At 54.5% G+C, this 16,014-nt stretch carries 17 protein-coding genes and 2 tRNA genes; 8 read left to right on the top strand and 11 right to left on the bottom strand.

Going from position 1 to position 16,014, the window contains the following annotated elements:
• The first annotated feature begins 49 nt into the window (after positions 1–49).
• Positions 50–529, top strand: a complete 480-nt coding sequence (locus NQ842_RS14555) for a heme-binding protein (RefSeq protein ID WP_046887893.1) — start codon at positions 50–52, stop codon at positions 527–529.
• A 36-nt stretch (positions 530–565) separates the two neighbouring features.
• Here the strand turns inward: NQ842_RS14555 and NQ842_RS14550 are convergent, their stop codons facing one another.
• Positions 566–706 carry a hypothetical protein gene (locus NQ842_RS14550; RefSeq protein WP_013096938.1) on the bottom strand — a complete coding sequence of 47 codons (141 nt, stop codon included), beginning with the start codon at positions 704–706 and terminating at the stop codon, positions 566–568.
• A 126-nt stretch (positions 707–832) separates the two neighbouring features.
• On the opposite strand from NQ842_RS14550, the gene NQ842_RS14545 reads away from it, so the two are divergent.
• The gene (locus tag NQ842_RS14545; RefSeq protein WP_257256018.1) at positions 833–1,615 is read left to right on the top strand and encodes an MBL fold metallo-hydrolase; all 783 of its coding nucleotides are present in this window, start codon (positions 833–835) and stop codon (positions 1,613–1,615) included.
• A 72-nt stretch (positions 1,616–1,687) separates the two neighbouring features.
• On the top strand, positions 1,688–2,323 hold the full coding sequence (locus tag NQ842_RS14540; protein ID WP_014831612.1) for a carbonic anhydrase: 636 nt from the start codon (positions 1,688–1,690) through the stop codon (positions 2,321–2,323).
• A gap of 28 nt (positions 2,324–2,351) precedes the next feature.
• Here the strand turns inward: NQ842_RS14540 and NQ842_RS14535 are convergent, their stop codons facing one another.
• The 4 genes from NQ842_RS14535 to mdtK all read right to left on the bottom strand — a co-directional run bounded on the left by NQ842_RS14535 (position 2,352) and on the right by mdtK (position 5,751).
• A complete protein-coding gene (locus NQ842_RS14535) occupies positions 2,352–3,947 on the bottom strand; it encodes an FAD-NAD(P)-binding protein (protein WP_257256017.1) in 1,596 nt (531 codons plus the stop codon).
• A 119-nt stretch (positions 3,948–4,066) separates the two neighbouring features.
• A tRNA-Val gene (locus NQ842_RS14530) sits at positions 4,067–4,143 on the bottom strand.
• Positions 4,144–4,147: 4 nt separating this feature from the next.
• Positions 4,148–4,224, bottom strand: a tRNA-Val gene (locus NQ842_RS14525).
• Between the two features lie 153 nt (positions 4,225–4,377).
• Positions 4,378–5,751, bottom strand: coding sequence for an MdtK family multidrug efflux MATE transporter (gene mdtK, locus NQ842_RS14520; RefSeq protein ID WP_014831613.1), 1,374 nt, complete (start codon positions 5,749–5,751; stop codon positions 4,378–4,380).
• A 226-nt stretch (positions 5,752–5,977) separates the two neighbouring features.
• Here mdtK and NQ842_RS14515 point away from each other — a divergent pair, with 226 nt between their 5' ends.
• Positions 5,978–6,619, top strand: a complete 642-nt coding sequence (locus tag NQ842_RS14515; RefSeq protein ID WP_257256016.1) for a riboflavin synthase subunit alpha — start codon at positions 5,978–5,980, stop codon at positions 6,617–6,619.
• A gap of 31 nt (positions 6,620–6,650) precedes the next feature.
• Here the strand turns inward: NQ842_RS14515 and cfa are convergent, their stop codons facing one another.
• Both cfa and punC read right to left on the bottom strand, forming a co-directional pair.
• The gene (gene cfa, locus NQ842_RS14510; RefSeq protein WP_014831615.1) at positions 6,651–7,799 is read right to left on the bottom strand and encodes a cyclopropane fatty acyl phospholipid synthase; all 1,149 of its coding nucleotides are present in this window, start codon (positions 7,797–7,799) and stop codon (positions 6,651–6,653) included.
• Positions 7,800–8,097: 298 nt separating this feature from the next.
• Positions 8,098–9,297, bottom strand: coding sequence for a purine nucleoside transporter PunC (punC, locus tag NQ842_RS14505; RefSeq protein ID WP_257256015.1), 1,200 nt, complete (start codon positions 9,295–9,297; stop codon positions 8,098–8,100).
• 115 nt (positions 9,298–9,412) lie between these two features.
• On the opposite strand from punC, the gene punR reads away from it, so the two are divergent.
• Positions 9,413–10,324: a DNA-binding transcriptional activator PunR gene (gene punR / locus NQ842_RS14500; protein ID WP_046887900.1), complete on the top strand. Its 912-nt coding sequence runs from the start codon at positions 9,413–9,415 to the stop codon at positions 10,322–10,324.
• Between the two features lie 17 nt (positions 10,325–10,341).
• Here the strand turns inward: punR and purR are convergent, their stop codons facing one another.
• Positions 10,342–11,367: an HTH-type transcriptional repressor PurR gene (purR, locus tag NQ842_RS14495; RefSeq protein WP_013096929.1), complete on the bottom strand. Its 1,026-nt coding sequence runs from the start codon at positions 11,365–11,367 to the stop codon at positions 10,342–10,344.
• A gap of 297 nt (positions 11,368–11,664) precedes the next feature.
• Here purR and NQ842_RS14490 point away from each other — a divergent pair, with 297 nt between their 5' ends.
• Entirely contained in the window at positions 11,665–11,754 is a 90-nt protein-coding gene (locus NQ842_RS14490; protein WP_014831618.1) for a YnhF family membrane protein, read from the top strand.
• A gap of 163 nt (positions 11,755–11,917) precedes the next feature.
• On the top strand, positions 11,918–13,084 hold the full coding sequence (locus NQ842_RS14485; RefSeq protein WP_046887902.1) for an MFS transporter: 1,167 nt from the start codon (positions 11,918–11,920) through the stop codon (positions 13,082–13,084).
• Positions 13,085–13,119: 35 nt separating this feature from the next.
• Here the strand turns inward: NQ842_RS14485 and sodB are convergent, their stop codons facing one another.
• Both sodB and NQ842_RS14475 read right to left on the bottom strand, forming a co-directional pair.
• On the bottom strand, positions 13,120–13,701 hold the full coding sequence (gene sodB / locus NQ842_RS14480) for a superoxide dismutase [Fe] (protein ID WP_029882771.1): 582 nt from the start codon (positions 13,699–13,701) through the stop codon (positions 13,120–13,122).
• A 122-nt stretch (positions 13,702–13,823) separates the two neighbouring features.
• Entirely contained in the window at positions 13,824–14,597 is a 774-nt protein-coding gene (locus NQ842_RS14475; RefSeq protein WP_257256014.1) for a C40 family peptidase, read from the bottom strand.
• A gap of 338 nt (positions 14,598–14,935) precedes the next feature.
• On the opposite strand from NQ842_RS14475, the gene grxD reads away from it, so the two are divergent.
• Positions 14,936–15,283, top strand: coding sequence for a monothiol glutaredoxin 4 (gene grxD / locus NQ842_RS14470; protein WP_003832760.1), 348 nt, complete (start codon positions 14,936–14,938; stop codon positions 15,281–15,283).
• 44 nt (positions 15,284–15,327) lie between these two features.
• Here the strand turns inward: grxD and rnt are convergent, their stop codons facing one another.
• A complete protein-coding gene (rnt, locus tag NQ842_RS14465) occupies positions 15,328–15,978 on the bottom strand; it encodes a ribonuclease T (protein WP_046887904.1) in 651 nt (216 codons plus the stop codon).
• Positions 15,979–16,014 lie beyond the last annotated feature (36 nt).

Genomic DNA, 16,014 nt, shown 5'->3' with positions numbered 1-16,014 from the left:
GCACGTCGGGGTAATCTCTGCCATGTATCCCAACACGCGAGGAAGTGCGATGAAAAAATTAATGATGGTTGCGGCACTGGCCGCGGGTAGTGTAAGTCTGGCCGCTCAGGCTGATACGTTGAACCAAAAGAATCTCTCGCTGGCGCAGGCGAATGCGCTGGCAACGTCCGCTATTCAGGCGTGCACGGCAAAAAATTATCAGGTGACGGTCACCGTGGTTGACCGCGCGGGTGTGGTGAAAGCCGTACAACGGACCGACAATGCCGGTCCTCACACGGTAAAAGCCAGTGAAATGAAAGCCTGGACGGCGCTCAGCGCAAAAAATGCGTCAGGCAAAGTGATGGAAGCGGCGCAGAGCAATGCCGGCGCGCAAAACATGCGTGACATCCCTGGCTTCCTGCTGCTGGCGGGCGGCTTGCCGGTAAAAGAGGGCGATGAGGTGATCGGAGCGATTGGTATCGGCGGTGCGCCGGGCGGTCATCTTGATGAAGCCTGCGCGCAGGCAGCCATTGACGGGCTGAAAAAGTAACATAAAAAAAGCACCGGGTTAGCCGGTGCTTTTTCATCAGATTTTGCAGGCATCGCCGCAGTCGTCATCGGCGACAATCGCCTGGGCTTTTTTATCTGCGTCGTCCAGACGTTCCGCATTACGCTCTTCTGCTTCATCCAGTCCGTTAAAGACCAGGTTTTCGAGATCAATTTCCATGTGGCACCTGCTTTGTTCAGTTTTTTGATACTGGCACAGTATAGGGCAAAAAACGCCAGCAATGTACCTCGCAGCACATATGGATAATCCCTGCCATACTCTCTGCTTTATGGATGAGGAATGCCAATGATGACACTCTGCAAAACCTGCGGTACCGCGTATGACGCCGCGCCGCAAATATGCCCGATTTGCGAAGACGAGCGCCAGTATGTTCCACACAACGGCCAGGCGTGGACAGACTTTGCTACCGTGACATCCACGCACAGCAACAAATGGCAGCAGCTGGAGCCACAGCTGTTCAGTATCAAAACGGTGCCCGCCTTTGCGATCAACCAGCGCGCGCTGTTGTTGCGTACCCCGCACGGTAATATTCTCTGGGACTGTATTGCAAACCTCGACCTGGCAACCAAAACGCTTATCACCGCGCTCGGCGGCATCAGCGCGATTGCGATTTCGCACCCGCACTATTACACCACCATGCAGGTATGGGCTGCGGCATTTGATGCGCCGGTGTACCTGCACGCCAGCGACAGAGAGTGGGTCATGTGCAGCAGTCCGGCCCTTCGCTTCTGGGAAGGGGATGCGCTGGAACTTTTCCCGTCGGTCAGCTTGCTGCGTCTGGGCGGCCATTTTGCGGGCGGCACGGTGCTGCACTGGCAGGAGGGCGATGGTGTATTGCTGGTGGGGGATATTCTTCAGGTCACGCCCGGCAAGGACGCCGTGTCATTCATGTGGAGCTACCCGAATATGCTGCCGCTGCCTGCCCGTACCGTTGAGCGGGTCACCGGTCTGCTGGAGGGCAAAAAATTTGATCGCCTGTACGGCGCCTTTGAGGGACAAAACATCCCGGCGCACGCGGACGCGATTGTGCAGCGGTCGGGCCAGAAATATATTGCTTGTCTCAGGTAAAGCACGATGGGTAAACTTCACGAGTGTGATCCCGATCATACCTAAACGACAACAGATAAAAGAGAAATTGCTATGCAACATATCATTGAAGGTTTCCTCAACTTTCAAAAAGAGATTTTCCCGCAACGTAAAGAGCTCTTCCGTAGTTTAGCGTCCAGCCAGAATCCCAAAGCGCTGTTCATCTCATGCTCCGACAGCCGTCTGGTACCAGAACTGGTCACTCAGCAAGAGCCAGGACAGCTCTTTGTCATTCGAAATGCTGGCAACATTGTGCCACCGTTTGGACCAGAGCCGGGCGGTGTCTCCGCGACTATCGAATATGCCGTTGTGGCGCTGGGCGTGACGGATATCGTGATTTGCGGTCACTCCAACTGTGGGGCGATGAAGGCGATTGCGGATAACGCGAACCTCGAGCCGATGCCCGCTGTCTCCCACTGGCTGCGCTATTCTGATGCCGCTAAAGCCGTGGTTGAGAAGAAAAGCTGGGATAAGCCCATCGACAAAGTGAACGCGATGGTGCAGGAGAACGTGTTTGCGCAGCTGAGCAACATCAAGACACATCCTTCCGTTGCTGTGGGCCTGCGCAATAACTCTCTTCGCCTGCACGGCTGGGTATATGACATTGAAAGCGGTGAGATCCGTGCGCTGGATAAAGCGACGAAAACGTTCGTCTCCCTGTCTGAAAACCCGGAAGTATTCTTCGAATAATCACGCTTTGCAGGGCATGGAGGCCCTGTCAGTAATCGAAATACGGTAATCTCCGGCGTAGTTCCAACGCGGGTTTTTCCGCCGCTTTCGCCATCGCCTCCGCAATCTCCGCACACTCCGCCAGTCCCTGAACGAAGGGATGGTCGTGCATCAGCCACGGTATCGCGCCAAACGCGATCCTCCCGCACACCGATTCAGGCGCTTTCAGGGTGTAATCCTCGCTAATATCGGGGATCTCGTCACCTGTCGCCTGCAGTTGTTGGCGCAGGGTGGGAAAAGGCAGATCTTTTGTTCTGAGGGGCTTTTGCCCGCGGGCATCGATAAACACGTCGAAGTGATAAGTGTTGTCTTCAGTCGCGATCGCCGTCTGCGCGCTACCGATATCCAGCGTGTAATCATCTCCTAACGCGGCAACGCTGATGATCCCGGCCTCGCGCAGTGCCAGCAGCCGGCGGATGGACTGCGGCGGAATGGCGGCATAGTTGTCGATAAACACCCGCGCCAGCCCCTGTTTGAAACGTTCCCTGTCCAGCTCATTAAGATGCGGCACGATCTCCTGAACTACCTCGTGCAAACGAAGTACGGTGTAGCGCCAGGGCACCGTTCGCCGTTCACGTTTGTTGCGTTCGACTTCATTCAAATTGGCTTCCGCCCAGCTAAACGGGCCGTGCTGCTTACGATCTTCAAACCAGGCCTCGCGAAGGGTGTCCGCATCCAGCATGCGCAGCCCGATTTTCTCGCACCATGTTGGATCGGCGAGTTCCAGCTCTTTCACCATCAGGGCGAAGATACGATCGAGCAGCCCGTCCGGTCCTTTGGCGATTTCGCTTTCAACGACAAATTCAGTCAATACCGACAGCGGCTCGTAAGGAATAGGGCAGTAAAAATCGGCCTCAGGCAGAATACCCGTCCGGGACATCAGGACTATTTTTAACGCCTCGCTGCCTTTATCCAGCATAAATTTGTCGTCAACAAACGCGCCATGCTGCATAACAACCGCCATCGCGGCGTCCAGCCCGCTTAAGGACGTCCCCATAATCCCCACCCGACAGGCGGGGATGTCGGCGTCCATCAAACCGGACCAGGGGCTCGGAAAGAAGGTGCGCGTAGCCTCGTCCTCTTCAGGCCAGACGTGGCCGGTGGCGATGACGGCAAGATCGAAGCGTTCAGGAAAGAGGCTGTCATTTACCGAAAGCGTGACGCCGTCTTTGTCGGTGGCGATATCCGTTACTTCGGCTGACTCATGGATGTCGACCTGAAATCCCAGCCTGCGGGCCTCTTTTACCACCGTGAGAAAGCTGTCGCGAAAATACTCCCCCAGCAGAATACGGGGCAGAAATTGCCGGTCGTGCAGTGAGGCTTTTTCGACGTGAAAACGGGCCAGATGGCTTTCACTCTGCTCTTTTAACCAGTCGAGGTAGGTCATAAAAACGGGCGGGATTTCAATACTGGCAATATTCGCCAGCATCAGACGCGAGTTTTCATCAACACGGTAGGGCATACCCACGCCTGCCTCATCGGCTTTTTCAAAGACGGAAACAGCCAGTGGTGTTTTATTTTTCAGTAGCGCGTAAAAGGTGTAAATCCCTGTGGGGCCGGAGCCGATAATGGCGATTTTTTTCATCGACACTGTTCCTGCTTTTTTTGTCATATGAAAAGCGTAGCAGGAGAAAACGTAAAAAATCAGGCGATTGGGATTATTCAGACTACGAGAAGAGGATTTGCACCATTTCAGGACTGAAATGGTGCGTCCGAGTGGACTCGAACCACCGACCCCCACCATGTCAAGGTGGTGCTCTAACCAACTGAGCTACGGACGCAGAATGGTGCGTTCAATTGGACTCGAACCAACGACCCCCACCATGTCAAGGTGGTGCTCTAACCAACTGAGCTATGAACGCAACGTGTTGTCGGTGACAACGGGGACGAATATTAGCGGCACAGCACCGCAGTGGCAAGAGGCAAAATGCATTTTTCTCTCTGATTTCACGCGATTGCTTCATTACCGCGCAAAGTGAAGAGAAAGTAGCCGCCAGCAGGCGGCTACTGCGTATTTAACGTGCGGCGCGTTGCAAAATTATCGTTGATGGCTGGCGCTGCAGGAAGCGCATGCGCAGCATCATCATGATGGCCGCAGAGGTCAGACCGATGATAAAGCCCATCCAGAATCCGGCAGGACCCATGCGATCAACCACCAGATCGGTGAGGGCGAGAATGTAACCACACGGCAGACCCAACACCCAGTAGGCGATGAAGGTGATAAAGAAAATGGAGCGGGTATCTTTATAACCACGCAGTACGCCGCTGCCAATCACCTGGATGGAGTCGGAGATCTGGTATACCGCCGCCAGCAGCATCAGATGCGATGCCAGCATCACCACTTCCGGGTTGTCATTGTAGAGCAGGGCAATTTGCTCACGCAGTGCGACGGTGAAAAGCGCGGTACAGACCGCCATACAAACCCCCACACCCAGCCCGGTACGCGCAGCCGTTTGTGCATCCAGGGTTGAGCCTTGCCCGAGACGGAAGCCGACGCGGATGGTGACCGCCGCCGCCAGCGACATTGGCAGGACGAACATCAGTGAGCTGAAGTTCAGCGCAATCTGGTGTCCGGCCACGTTCACAATGCCCAACGGGGAGACCAGCAGGGCGACAACGGCAAACAGGGTCACTTCAAAGAACAGTGCCAGTGCAATAGGCAGTCCCAGCTGTACCAGACGCATCATGATGTTCCAGTCCGGCGTGCTGAATGAACGCTCGTTACGGATATCACGCATGGAGCGGGCGCGTTTAACAAAGGCGAGCATACTGAAGAACATCACCCAGTACACCGCCGCCGTCGCCACGCCGCAGCCAACGCCGCCAAGCTCGGGCATGCCGAAGTGACCGTAGATAAAGACATAGTTCACCGGAATGTTGACCAGTAAACCGATAAAGCCCATGACCATCCCCGGCTTGGTTTTTGCCAGGCCTTCGCACTGGTTACGCGCCACCTGGAAAAAGAGGTAGCCCGGTGCCCCCCAGAGCAGGGCGCGCAGATATCCCACGGCCTTGTCAGCCAGAGCCGGGTCAATATTATGCATGGCGCGAATGATATGACCGGCGTTCCACAGCACCACCATAATCAGCAGTGAGACAAAACCCGCCAGCCAGAACCCCTGACGCACCTGATGAGCGATGCGCTCACGTCGACCGGAGCCATTTAGCTGAGCGATAACCGGCGTGAGTGCCAGCAGCAGGCCGTGACCGAAGAGAATGGCCGGAAGCCAGATAGAGGTTCCGATTGCCACGGCGGCCATATCGGTGGCGCTGTAGCCACCTGCCATTACCGTATCCACAAATCCCATTGCGGTCTGGGCCACCTGCGCGATGATCACCGGGATAGCCAGTGCCAATAATTGCCGCGCTTCATTCATGTACTTCTGCACGTGAACACCTTTGTATTGTTGTTATTTGAGAGACTAAAAAAGCCGCCATAACAGGCAGCAAGAAGAAAAAGCAGAGGGGGTGCCAGCTATTGTAGCGGGCTTTAACTAATTATCTAGTGAAAAAATCGCCAGAAAATGCGCTCCTCTGGCAACCTGTATTTCCAACTGTTATTGTGGTGGGATTAAACGGTGTCACCACCGTCCGGAAAAAACAGGAGTTGTAAGCATGTTTACTGGTATTGTGCAGGGCACCGCCAAAGTGGTGTCCATTGATGAAAAACCTAATTTCCGTACCCACGTTGTTGAGCTGCCGGAATATATGCTGGATGGCATCGAAACCGGTGCCTCGATTGCGCATAACGGTTGCTGCCTGACGGTGACCGAAATTAACGGCAATCAGATTAGCTTTGATTTGATGAAAGAGACGCTGCGTATCACCAATCTGGGCGAACTGGTGGTGGGCGATACCTTAAACGTAGAGCGTGCGGCGAAGTTCAGCGATGAAATTGGTGGTCATCTGATGTCGGGCCATATCATGACCACCGCCGAAGTGGCGAAAATTGTCACCTCTGAAAATAATCGTCAAATCTGGTTTAAAGTGCAGGATCCGGCATTGATGAAATACATCCTGTATAAAGGGTTTATTGGTATTGATGGGATTAGCCTGACGGTCGGAGAAGTGACGCCGACGCGTTTTTGCGTGCATTTAATTCCGGAAACGCTGCAGCGTACGACGCTGGGCGCGAAAAAACTGGGGCAGCGTGTGAATATTGAGATCGATCCGCAAACCCAGGCAGTCGTGGATACCGTGGAGCGCGTGCTGGCGGCAAAAGAGGCGGCCATAATAAAGGCCACGGAAGAAGAATAAAAAAATAACCCCGGCAATCCGGGGTTATTTTTTATCGCGGTACACGCAAACCGTGTTCAATCCCGCGACTAAAGACCACCTGCCAGAGCTGAATATCACGCGCCCGGAACGCACCGGCGCAGGCATTCAGATAATAGCTGAACATGCGTTTAAATCGTTCAGAATAGTTGTCTGCAATCTCAGGCCACGCTTGCTGGAAACGCTCATGCCAGGCCATCAGGGTCGTGTCGTAATCCGCGCCGAAGTTATGCCAGTCTTCCATGATGAAATGGCCTTCACTGGCGTTGGCAATCTGGCGGACTGAAGGCAAACAGCCATTCGGAAAGATGTATTTATTGATCCACGGGTCAACGTTATTGTCCGTGCGCTTAGAGCCTATGGTGTGCAGCAGGAAGATGCCGTCCGGTTTTAAATTACGATCCACCACCTCAAAATAGGTGTCGTAATTTTTCGGCCCGACGTGCTCAAACATGCCCACGGAAACAATGCGATCAAACTGTTCGTTGAGGTCGCGATAGTCCTGAAGACGGATATCGACGTCCAGACCCTGACAGCGTTCCCGGGCCATTTTTTGCTGCTCGGCTGAAATGGTGACGCCGACCACGCTGACGCCATAATGCTTCGCCATAAAATACGCCAGACCGCCCCAGCCACAGCCAATATCCAGAACGCGCATACCGGGCTGTAACTGTAGCTTCTCGCTAATCAGCCGCAGCTTATCCTGCTGGGCCGCTTCAAGGGTGGTCGCCTCTTTCCAGTAGGCGCAGGAGTATTGCATGAAGGGATCCAGCATGCGGCTGAACAAATCGTTACCGAGATCGTAGTGCTCTTTACCCACTATCCACGCCCGTTTTTTACTTTGCAGATTGAACAAACGGGCGGAAGCGACGCGCAACGTATCTTTGATATTGCGGGGGAGCTGGTTCTCCAGACCGGCGCGCAACACGCTGGCAAAGAAAATATCCAGCCGCTCGCAATCCCACCAGCCATCCATATAGCTTTCGCCCAGCCCTAACGATCCCTCGCGCAGCACGCGTTTAAAAAAATCGGGATGTTTGACCTGCGGATCGGAGGGTGAAGATCCGTTGATAGTGATGCCTGCACGACCTAACAGTTCACTGACGATCCGGGACCAGTTATCGTCCGGAACGCTGACTTCTTCTATACACGATGAACTCATAGCTTCTCCATCACCTTACTGTGATCAGAACCTTCAAACAGCGTAGACGCTTTTTATGGTTTGTGAGAAATCTCACGGTAAATACCGCGAGGCTAGTATCCGACGTAGAACAGAGGAAGGGAGATATCCCTTGCCGAAATGCCTTCCATGGTAAAACGGGAGCACTCCGGCTCCCGTTAACACTTAATATTTATCGTATTTAATCGAACCAAATTTAGTATAGGCCTCAAAATTTGGTGATTCAATAGAAAATTCTTAGCAACCTAATCACTGAAATGTCACATATTTTCCGCAGTGACTACGCATGCGACGTTTCCGGCTGCGTGGGGCTATCAAGCTCACGTTGTGCGGCTGATTGCACGCGATATCCCATCACGGCCAGCACAACAGTCGCCAGCATCACGCTGGTGGTGGTCAACAGCGGCGTGGCAATCAGCGCTGAAACCACCAGGCTTGCCAGGAAGCACAGACCCAGCTGCAGGGTATTTTGCAGGGCAGCGGCACGACCTGTCGCCTGCGGGAAAGGACGTAACGCCTGTGCCACCACGATAGGGTAAATGGCGCCGTTAGCCACTGCCATCACGCAGAACGGAATCAATATCTCTACCAGGCCGACGCCCGGAATAAAACCGACAGCCCAGGTGGCGATCACACTCAGAGCAAAGAGCACCAGCAGCCATGGCAGCATCTGCTGGCCTTCCCATTTCTGCAGTGCCGCACGGCAGCCGTATCCGCCCAGCAGGAAGGCGATGGTCTGCGGGACATAGCTCAGGCCAATGGCGGCCGGGCTGTATCCCATATCGTGCAGAATAAACGGCGAGCCAGTGAGCCAGGCGAAGAAGCTCGCCGAGCAGGCGGCATAGACCAGGACATTACCACGATACGCTTTGGCGCTCAGCAGGGAGAGGAACGTGATCGGTTTGGCGTCGGCATGCGCCTCTTTTTTATGCGCGGGCTTGAGGGCAAACGCCGGCAGCATCAGTACCAGCGTGATGGCAAACAGCGTGGCGAAGATAGCCTGCCACTCGAAATGCACCAGGATCCAGCTGCCCAGCAGGGGAGCGAGGGCAGGTGAAAGCCCTACCAGGGGCATAATGGTGGCGAAAATGCGGTTGGTGCGGTTGGCCGGGTAGTAGTCGGTAACAAGGGCCTGCCAGGTCACCGCTGCCGCACAGACGCCGACGGCTTGCACAAAGCGCAGCACCAGCAGCCAGGTCGCATCGCGTACCCATAACATTCCCAGACAGCCGACGGCAAAAATGCCCAGGCCCAGTAACAGCACCGGTTTACGCCCAAAGCGATCGGAGAGCGGGCCCCAGAGCAACTGTGCAATGGCAAAGCCCGCGAGGAACAAACTCAGGCTGGCGCTGATGGCCGCAGCAGGGGTTTGTAAATCTGCCTGCATCGCCGCAAACGCGGGCAGGTACATATCGGTGGCCAAAAAGCCCAGCACGCTCAAACCGCCGAGCCAGACTAAAAATCCATTCCTGGGTTGCATTGTTTTATTCTCCTTGAGGAGGCAGGTAGACACTGGCGCAGAGTGTAGGGAGTGCAAAGCGGGTTGTGAAACGCTAATATTTGGCTAGTGCATTCAAATTTTTTGCAGGCAGAAAATGTGGTCAGATTATTCTCTTGAAGTTGTCGATGCTGTCGCACGAAACGGCAGTTTCAGCGGTGCCGCACAGGAGCTACACCGCGTTCCCTCCGCGATAAGCTACACGGTACGTCAGCTCGAAGAGTGGCTGGCTGTGCCGCTGTTTGAACGACGTCATCGCGATGTGGAATTAACGCCGGCAGGGGCGTGGTTTTTGAAAGAAGGGCGTTCTGTTATCAAAAAAATGCAGATCACCCGTGAACAGTGTCAGCAGATCGCCAACGGCTGGCGCGGGCATCTCTCCATTGCCGTGGATAACATCGTCAAACCCGAGCGCACCCGGCAGATGATTGTGGATTTCTATCGTCATTTTTCAGACGTTGAACTTCGCGTCTCGCAGGAGGTGTTCAACGGCGTCTGGGACGCGCTGGCGGACGGCAGGGCAGAGATGGCGATTGGGGCGACCCAGGCGATCCCCGTCGGGGGACGCTATGCGTTTCGTGATATGGGCATGTTGAGCTGGAAATGTGTGGTGGCAAGCGATCATCCCCTGGCTGCCATGGAGGGGCCGCTGAGTGACGACACGCTGCGCAACTGGCCGTCGCTGGTGCTGGAAGATACCTCGCGCTCGTTGCCAAAACGTATTACCTGGCTTCTGGATAATCAGCGGCGGGTGGTGGCGCCGGACTGGGAGTCCTCCGCGACCTGCCTCAGTGCCGGGCTGTGTGTCGCGATGGTGCCCGTGCATTTCGCTAAGCCGAGAATCGATACCGGTGAATGGGTCGAACTGACGCTGGAGAATCCGTTCCCGGATGCAGCCTGCTGCCTGACGTGGCAACAAAATGACGTGTCGCCCGCCATGGCGTGGTTACTGGATTACCTGGGAGACAGCGAAACGCTTAACCGGGAATGGTTACGGGAGCCAGCGTAACTGGCTCCGTACAGTGATTAACGACGGTAGTCGCGGAACGGACCATCCGCAACGGAACGGCGTTCGATAAGACGCGGGTGGACTTCAATCGACTGCGACTCTTCACGTTTGTTGACGATCCTGTCCATCAGCATATTGAAGGCCGTTTCACCCAGGGAGTCTTTCGGCTGGTGAATGGTGGTCAGCGCTGGGGTAAAGAAGCGCGCGTTGCGCACGTTGTCATAGCCGATCACGGAAATATCCTGCGGCACGCGCAGGCCCAGCTCATCGGCCGCACACAGGGCCCCCATCGCCATGATATCCCCGCCGCAGAACACCGCCGTTGGACGATGCGGCTGGGAAACGATCTGCTGCATGGCGCGGTAGCCCGATTCCGGCTCAAAGTCGCCCTGCACGATCCAGTTTTCCGGCACGGTGATCAGCGCTTCTTCCATCGCCTTCATAAATCCGGCCAGACGGCCAGCACCGGTGTTGCGCTCAAGCGGCCCCGGGATCACGCCAATTTCACGGTGACCGCGTTCAATCAGATAGCGGCCCGCCATATAACCGCCTTCAAAGGCGTTATCGATGACGGAGTCGGTAAAGTCGGCGCGCGCTTCGCCCCAGTCCATCACCACCATTGGGATATGACGATACTCTTCCAGCATGGAAAGCACGGACTCCGGATACTCGGAGCACATCACCAGCAGGCCATCCACGCGTTTTTGCGCCATCATCGACAGATAGGCGCGCTGTTTTTCAATGTTGTTCCACGCGTTGCCGAGGATCAGGGTATAGCCTTTCTGGAAGCAGTTTTTCTCAACCGCTTCGATGATTTCGGCAAAATAGGCCGCTTCACTGCTGGTCGCCAGCAAACCAATAGATTTGGTGTGATTAACTTTAAGACTGCGCGCAACGGCACTCGGCGAGTAGTGCAGCTCTTTGATTGCCGCCCAGACGGCGTTGCGCGTCTCTTCCGCCACGAAGCGGGTTTTGTTAATTACATGTGATACGGTTGTAGTGGAAACGTTTGCGCGTTTTGCTACGTCTTTAATTGTTGCCATTAAATGTCACTCCAGACCATATCCTAAACTCCTGAAAACCTTGAAGGTAAACGTTTGCCTTCTCTCACCCTTATCACGCAATCTTGAATTGCGGCACGCCAGGAAAACGACACGGGACGTCAGGAGGGGGTCAATGGCCGGTACGCTAATAAATTTAGCGTGGAATTTTGTCCTATCTTGATGAAAAGGGGAAGAGCTAAAGTGGTTATCCGTTTAAATCCGGGAAGATTTTTGACGTAAATTGTGTAAAAATGAGCAAGCTCACTTTTCGTGGGGGGATTAAAAGGAGAAAAATTGATGAGTTCCGATCTGAAGTTTTCGCTGTTCACCACCATTATTGTGCTGGCGCTGATTGTTGCCGCGGGTCTGACGGCTGCACTGCACTGATTTACGCGGAGGGGGCGTTCGCTCTCTCCCGCTTCCCCTGATTGTTACATCTCCGGCAAAAATCTTTTGCCAATTTGTTAACTTCTCATTTTTTGTGATTAATGTCATGCTTTCGCCTTCTTTGTTCTGTGTCACGACCTGACACGGCATCCGGAGTTGACGCATGAAAATCAATTTTCCCCTGCTGGCCCTGGCGATTGGCGCTTTTGGGATTGGCACTACTGAATTCTCCCCTATGGGGCTCTTACCGGTTATCGCCCGCGGTGTGGACGTCTCTATCCCTGCAGCCGGGATGTTAATCAGCGCCTATGCCATTGGCGTAATGGTTGGTGCTCCGCTGATGACGCTGTTGCTTTCCCACCGCGCTCGCCGTAACGCGCTGATTTTCCTGATGGCTATCTTTACCCTCGGCAATGTGCTCTCCGCCATTTCGCCGGATTACACCACACTGATGCTGTCCCGCATTCTGACCAGCCTTAACCACGGTGCCTTCTTTGGGCTGGGGTCGGTGGTTGCCGCAAGCGTGGTGCCCAAACACAAGCAGGCGAGTGCCGTGGCAACCATGTTTATGGGCCTGACCATCGCCAACATTGGCGGTGTTCCTGCGGCGACCTGGCTGGGAGAGGTCATTGGCTGGCGTATGTCGTTCCTGGCAACCGCCGTACTGGGCGTTGTCGCGATGGTGGCGTTGTTCTTCTCCCTGCCGAAAGGCAGCGCTGGTGAGCGGCCTGAGGTACGTAAAGAGCTGTCGGTACTGATGCGCCCGCAGGTGCTCTCGGCGCTGCTTACTACCGTGCTGGGTGCCGGGGCGATGTTTACCCTTTACACCTATATTTCGCCGGTGCTGCATGACATCACTCACGCGACGCCGATCTTTATCACCGCGATGCTGGTGCTGATTGGCGTGGGCTTCTCGATTGGTAACTATCTGGGCGGGAAATTTGCTGACCGCTCCGTGAGCGGAACGCTGAAGGGTTTTCTGACCCTGCTGATTGTCATCATGGTTGCCATCCCGTGGCTGGCGCGTAATGAAGTTGGCGCGGCCATTGCGATGGTCGTCTGGGGGGCGGCCACCTTTGCCGTGGTTCCGCCGCTGCAGATGCGCGTAATGCGCGTCGCGCATGAGGCGCCGGGCCTCTCCTCGTCAGTGAATATTGGTGCGTTCAATCTGGGCAATGCGCTCGGTGCCGCAGCGGGTGGTGCTGTGATTTCGGGTGGTCTGGGATACAGCTTTGTGCCGGTGATGGGGGCCATTATTGCCGCGCTTGGCCTGCTGCTAGTGATGATGTCGGGTCGTAAACAGCCTGAAGCGGCCTGTGCTGCCGAATAAAAAAACGCAGAAGGGGAAACCCTTCTGCGTCTCTCTTACGCGGCGAAGTTCTTCGCCACAAAGTCCCAGTTAACCAGTGCCCAGAAGTGCTCCAGGTAGTTAGGACGCGCGTTACGGTAATCAATGTAGTACGCGTGTTCCCAGACATCCACGGTCATCAGCGGAGTCGCGCTGGTGGTCAGTGGTGTACCCGCGTTAGACGTGGAGACGATAGCCAGTTTGCCATCGGCCTCTTTTACCAGCCATGTCCAGCCAGAACCGAAGTTTTTGATTGCGGCATCGGTAAATTTCGCTTTGAACTCCGCAAAGCTGCCAAAGGCGGCGTTAATCGCAGCAGCCAGTTCACCGGTCGGCTCGCCGCCCGCATTTGGCGCCAGGCAGTGCCAGTAGAAAGTGTGGTTCCACACCTGAGCAGCGTTGTTGAATACGCCACCGTCTGAACTGCGGACGATCTCTTCCAGCGTTTTGCCTTCAAAATCGGTGCCCTTGATCAGGTTGTTGAGGTTGGTGACATAGGTCTGGTGATGTTTGCCGTAATGATATTCCAGGGTTTCCGCAGAAATGTGCGGTGCCAGGGCGTCTTTTGCATACGGTAGTGCAGGTAATTCGAACGACATTGCTTCTCTCCTTATTGTATTTTGCGTTGCCAATAACCACACAGACAACAAGGACAGGATAGCAAATTGAAAGGGTATGCAAAAGAGGAACTTACCCTGCCGTGGTGACGGCAGGGCAGGGTTTAGCGGATGGTTTTCGGTGTCATGACGCGGCGTGCGCCGACGTAGTGACGCACCCAGTAGTCTTCGCTAAGCGAGGTGATCTGAATGTCCTGACCGCTTCGTGGCGACTGAATAAACTTCCCATTGCCCACATACACGCCGACGTGATCAGCCGTACCGCGACCCTGGGTGCGGAAGAAGACCAGATCGCCATTTTGCAGCTCGCCACGGTTAACGGGGGCGGCGTCGCGCAGGTGGTACATTTCATTGGCGGTGCGCGGAATGCGGAATTTCACCAGATCTTTATAGGCGAAATACACCAGCCCGCTGCAGTCAAAACCGGTGCGGGGAGAAGTGCCACCCCAGCGATACGGTTTGCCAATTTGCCCCATAAGCTTATTCATCGCCGTTTTTTGCGCTTTCTGTACCCGAACCTTATGCGCGTCGGCAATTTTCGTCACTTTCGTGCAGTTGGCTTTATGCCCTTTGCGCGTGGTGCATTTTTCCGTTACGAGGTTGGCAGCAGTTTGTGAGGCTTTACGTTTCGATGCGAGGGCAGTGCGGGAAGATGTTGATTTCGATTTGCTGGAGGCGGTCTTTTTCGTTTGAGCAGTTGTTTTTTTCTTTTCGTTCTTACTGGTGGTCTTTTTTTTACGTTCTGTGGTTTTTGCCAGATGCGTTTTTTGCACAGCAGAGTGCCGCGCCTGTTGAGAGGCGTTTGCCGCTGGCGTGAAAGAGAGTGATGTAAACAGTAAAGCACAGAGCGTGATCGAGATTTTATTTATCCGCGCCACTGGGCAGTCCCCTGATTAATGCAGGTCATCAATAATACCCGCGTATGATTTACAAAGCCCGTCGATTCTAATCCATAAAAACCCGAGAAGTTAATAGCATTTTTCAATCTAAAAACCTGTTTCGTTAGCAAGTGCAAAAAAATTCATCGATTTGTCGCACAATTGTTCACGCCCTAAGCAAAACCCTGCCTGCCGCAGGGTTAAGCACCATTTACAATGCAACTTTTCCCCACTCGCGATAAAATAGCTATACGTGACAAAAATGTTATTTTCCGATGCCAGTCTGAACCGCTACAATGTCAGACTAATGCCGTAACAGAAGTTAAAGGAAGCAAGACATGAGCACCACTATTGAAAAAATCCAGCGCCAGATCGCTGAAAACCCGATTCTGCTGTATATGAAAGGTTCTCCGAAGCTGCCAAGCTGTGGCTTCTCCGCGCAAGCGGTTCAGGCGCTGTCTGCCTGTGGTGAACGTTTTGCTTACGTTGATATCCTGCAGAACCCGGACATCCGCGCTGAGCTGCCAAAATACGCTAACTGGCCGACGTTCCCGCAGCTGTGGGTCGACGGTGAACTGGTTGGCGGTTGCGATATCCTGATTGAAATGTATCAGCGCGGCGAACTGCAGCAGCTGATCAAAGAGACGGCGGCGAAGTACAAAACGGAAGAGCCTGACGCGGAGTAATTTTCTGCGCAAATAAAAAAGCGACCTTAAGAGGTCGCTTTTTTTTATTCTTCGCTGTCGCCCATCGGCAGCGGCCAGCCGCCCAGACGCTTCCAGCGGTTGACGATCTCACAGAACAATTCTGCGGTGCGCTCCGTGTCATACAGAGCGGAATGGGCCTGCGTGCCGTCAAACTCAATCCCGGCGGTGATACAGGCTTTTGATAACACCGTTTGTCCGAGCGCCAGGCCGCTCAGTGCGGCGGTATCAAAGGTCACAAACGGGTGGAAAGGGTTACGCTTAAGAGAGGCTCGCTCGGCGGCAGCCATGGTAAAGCTGTGATCGAACGTGGCGTTATGCGCCACCATAATGGCGCGGCTGCAGTTACTCTCTTTCATGCCTTTACGCACCATTTTAAAAATGGCGTGCAGCGCGTCATATTCACTTACCGCACCGCGCAGTGGGTTATGTGGGTCGATGCCATTAAATGCCAGCGCCTCTGGCTGCAGGTTTGCGCCTTCAAAGGGTTCAACGTGGAAATGCAGCGTGGTGTCCGGTGTAAGCCAGCCCTGTTCATCCATCTTCAGCGTGATGGCGGCAATTTCAAGCAGCGCATCGGTTTTAGCGTTAAATCCGGCTGTTTCGACATCAATGACAACAGGATAAAAACCACGAAAACGGTCGCACAGACCGGTAAGTTGAGCGTTATCGGACATCAGGGTCTCTTACAAGGGGAAAAAAGCAGAGCGCAT

The organism is Enterobacter cloacae complex sp. R_G8 (assembly GCF_024599795.1).
Taxonomy (GTDB): Bacteria; Pseudomonadota; Gammaproteobacteria; order Enterobacterales; family Enterobacteriaceae; genus Enterobacter; species Enterobacter dissolvens.
The sequence above is the reverse complement of the archived record's forward strand: the minus strand, read 5'-3'. Positions and strand labels throughout refer to the sequence as shown.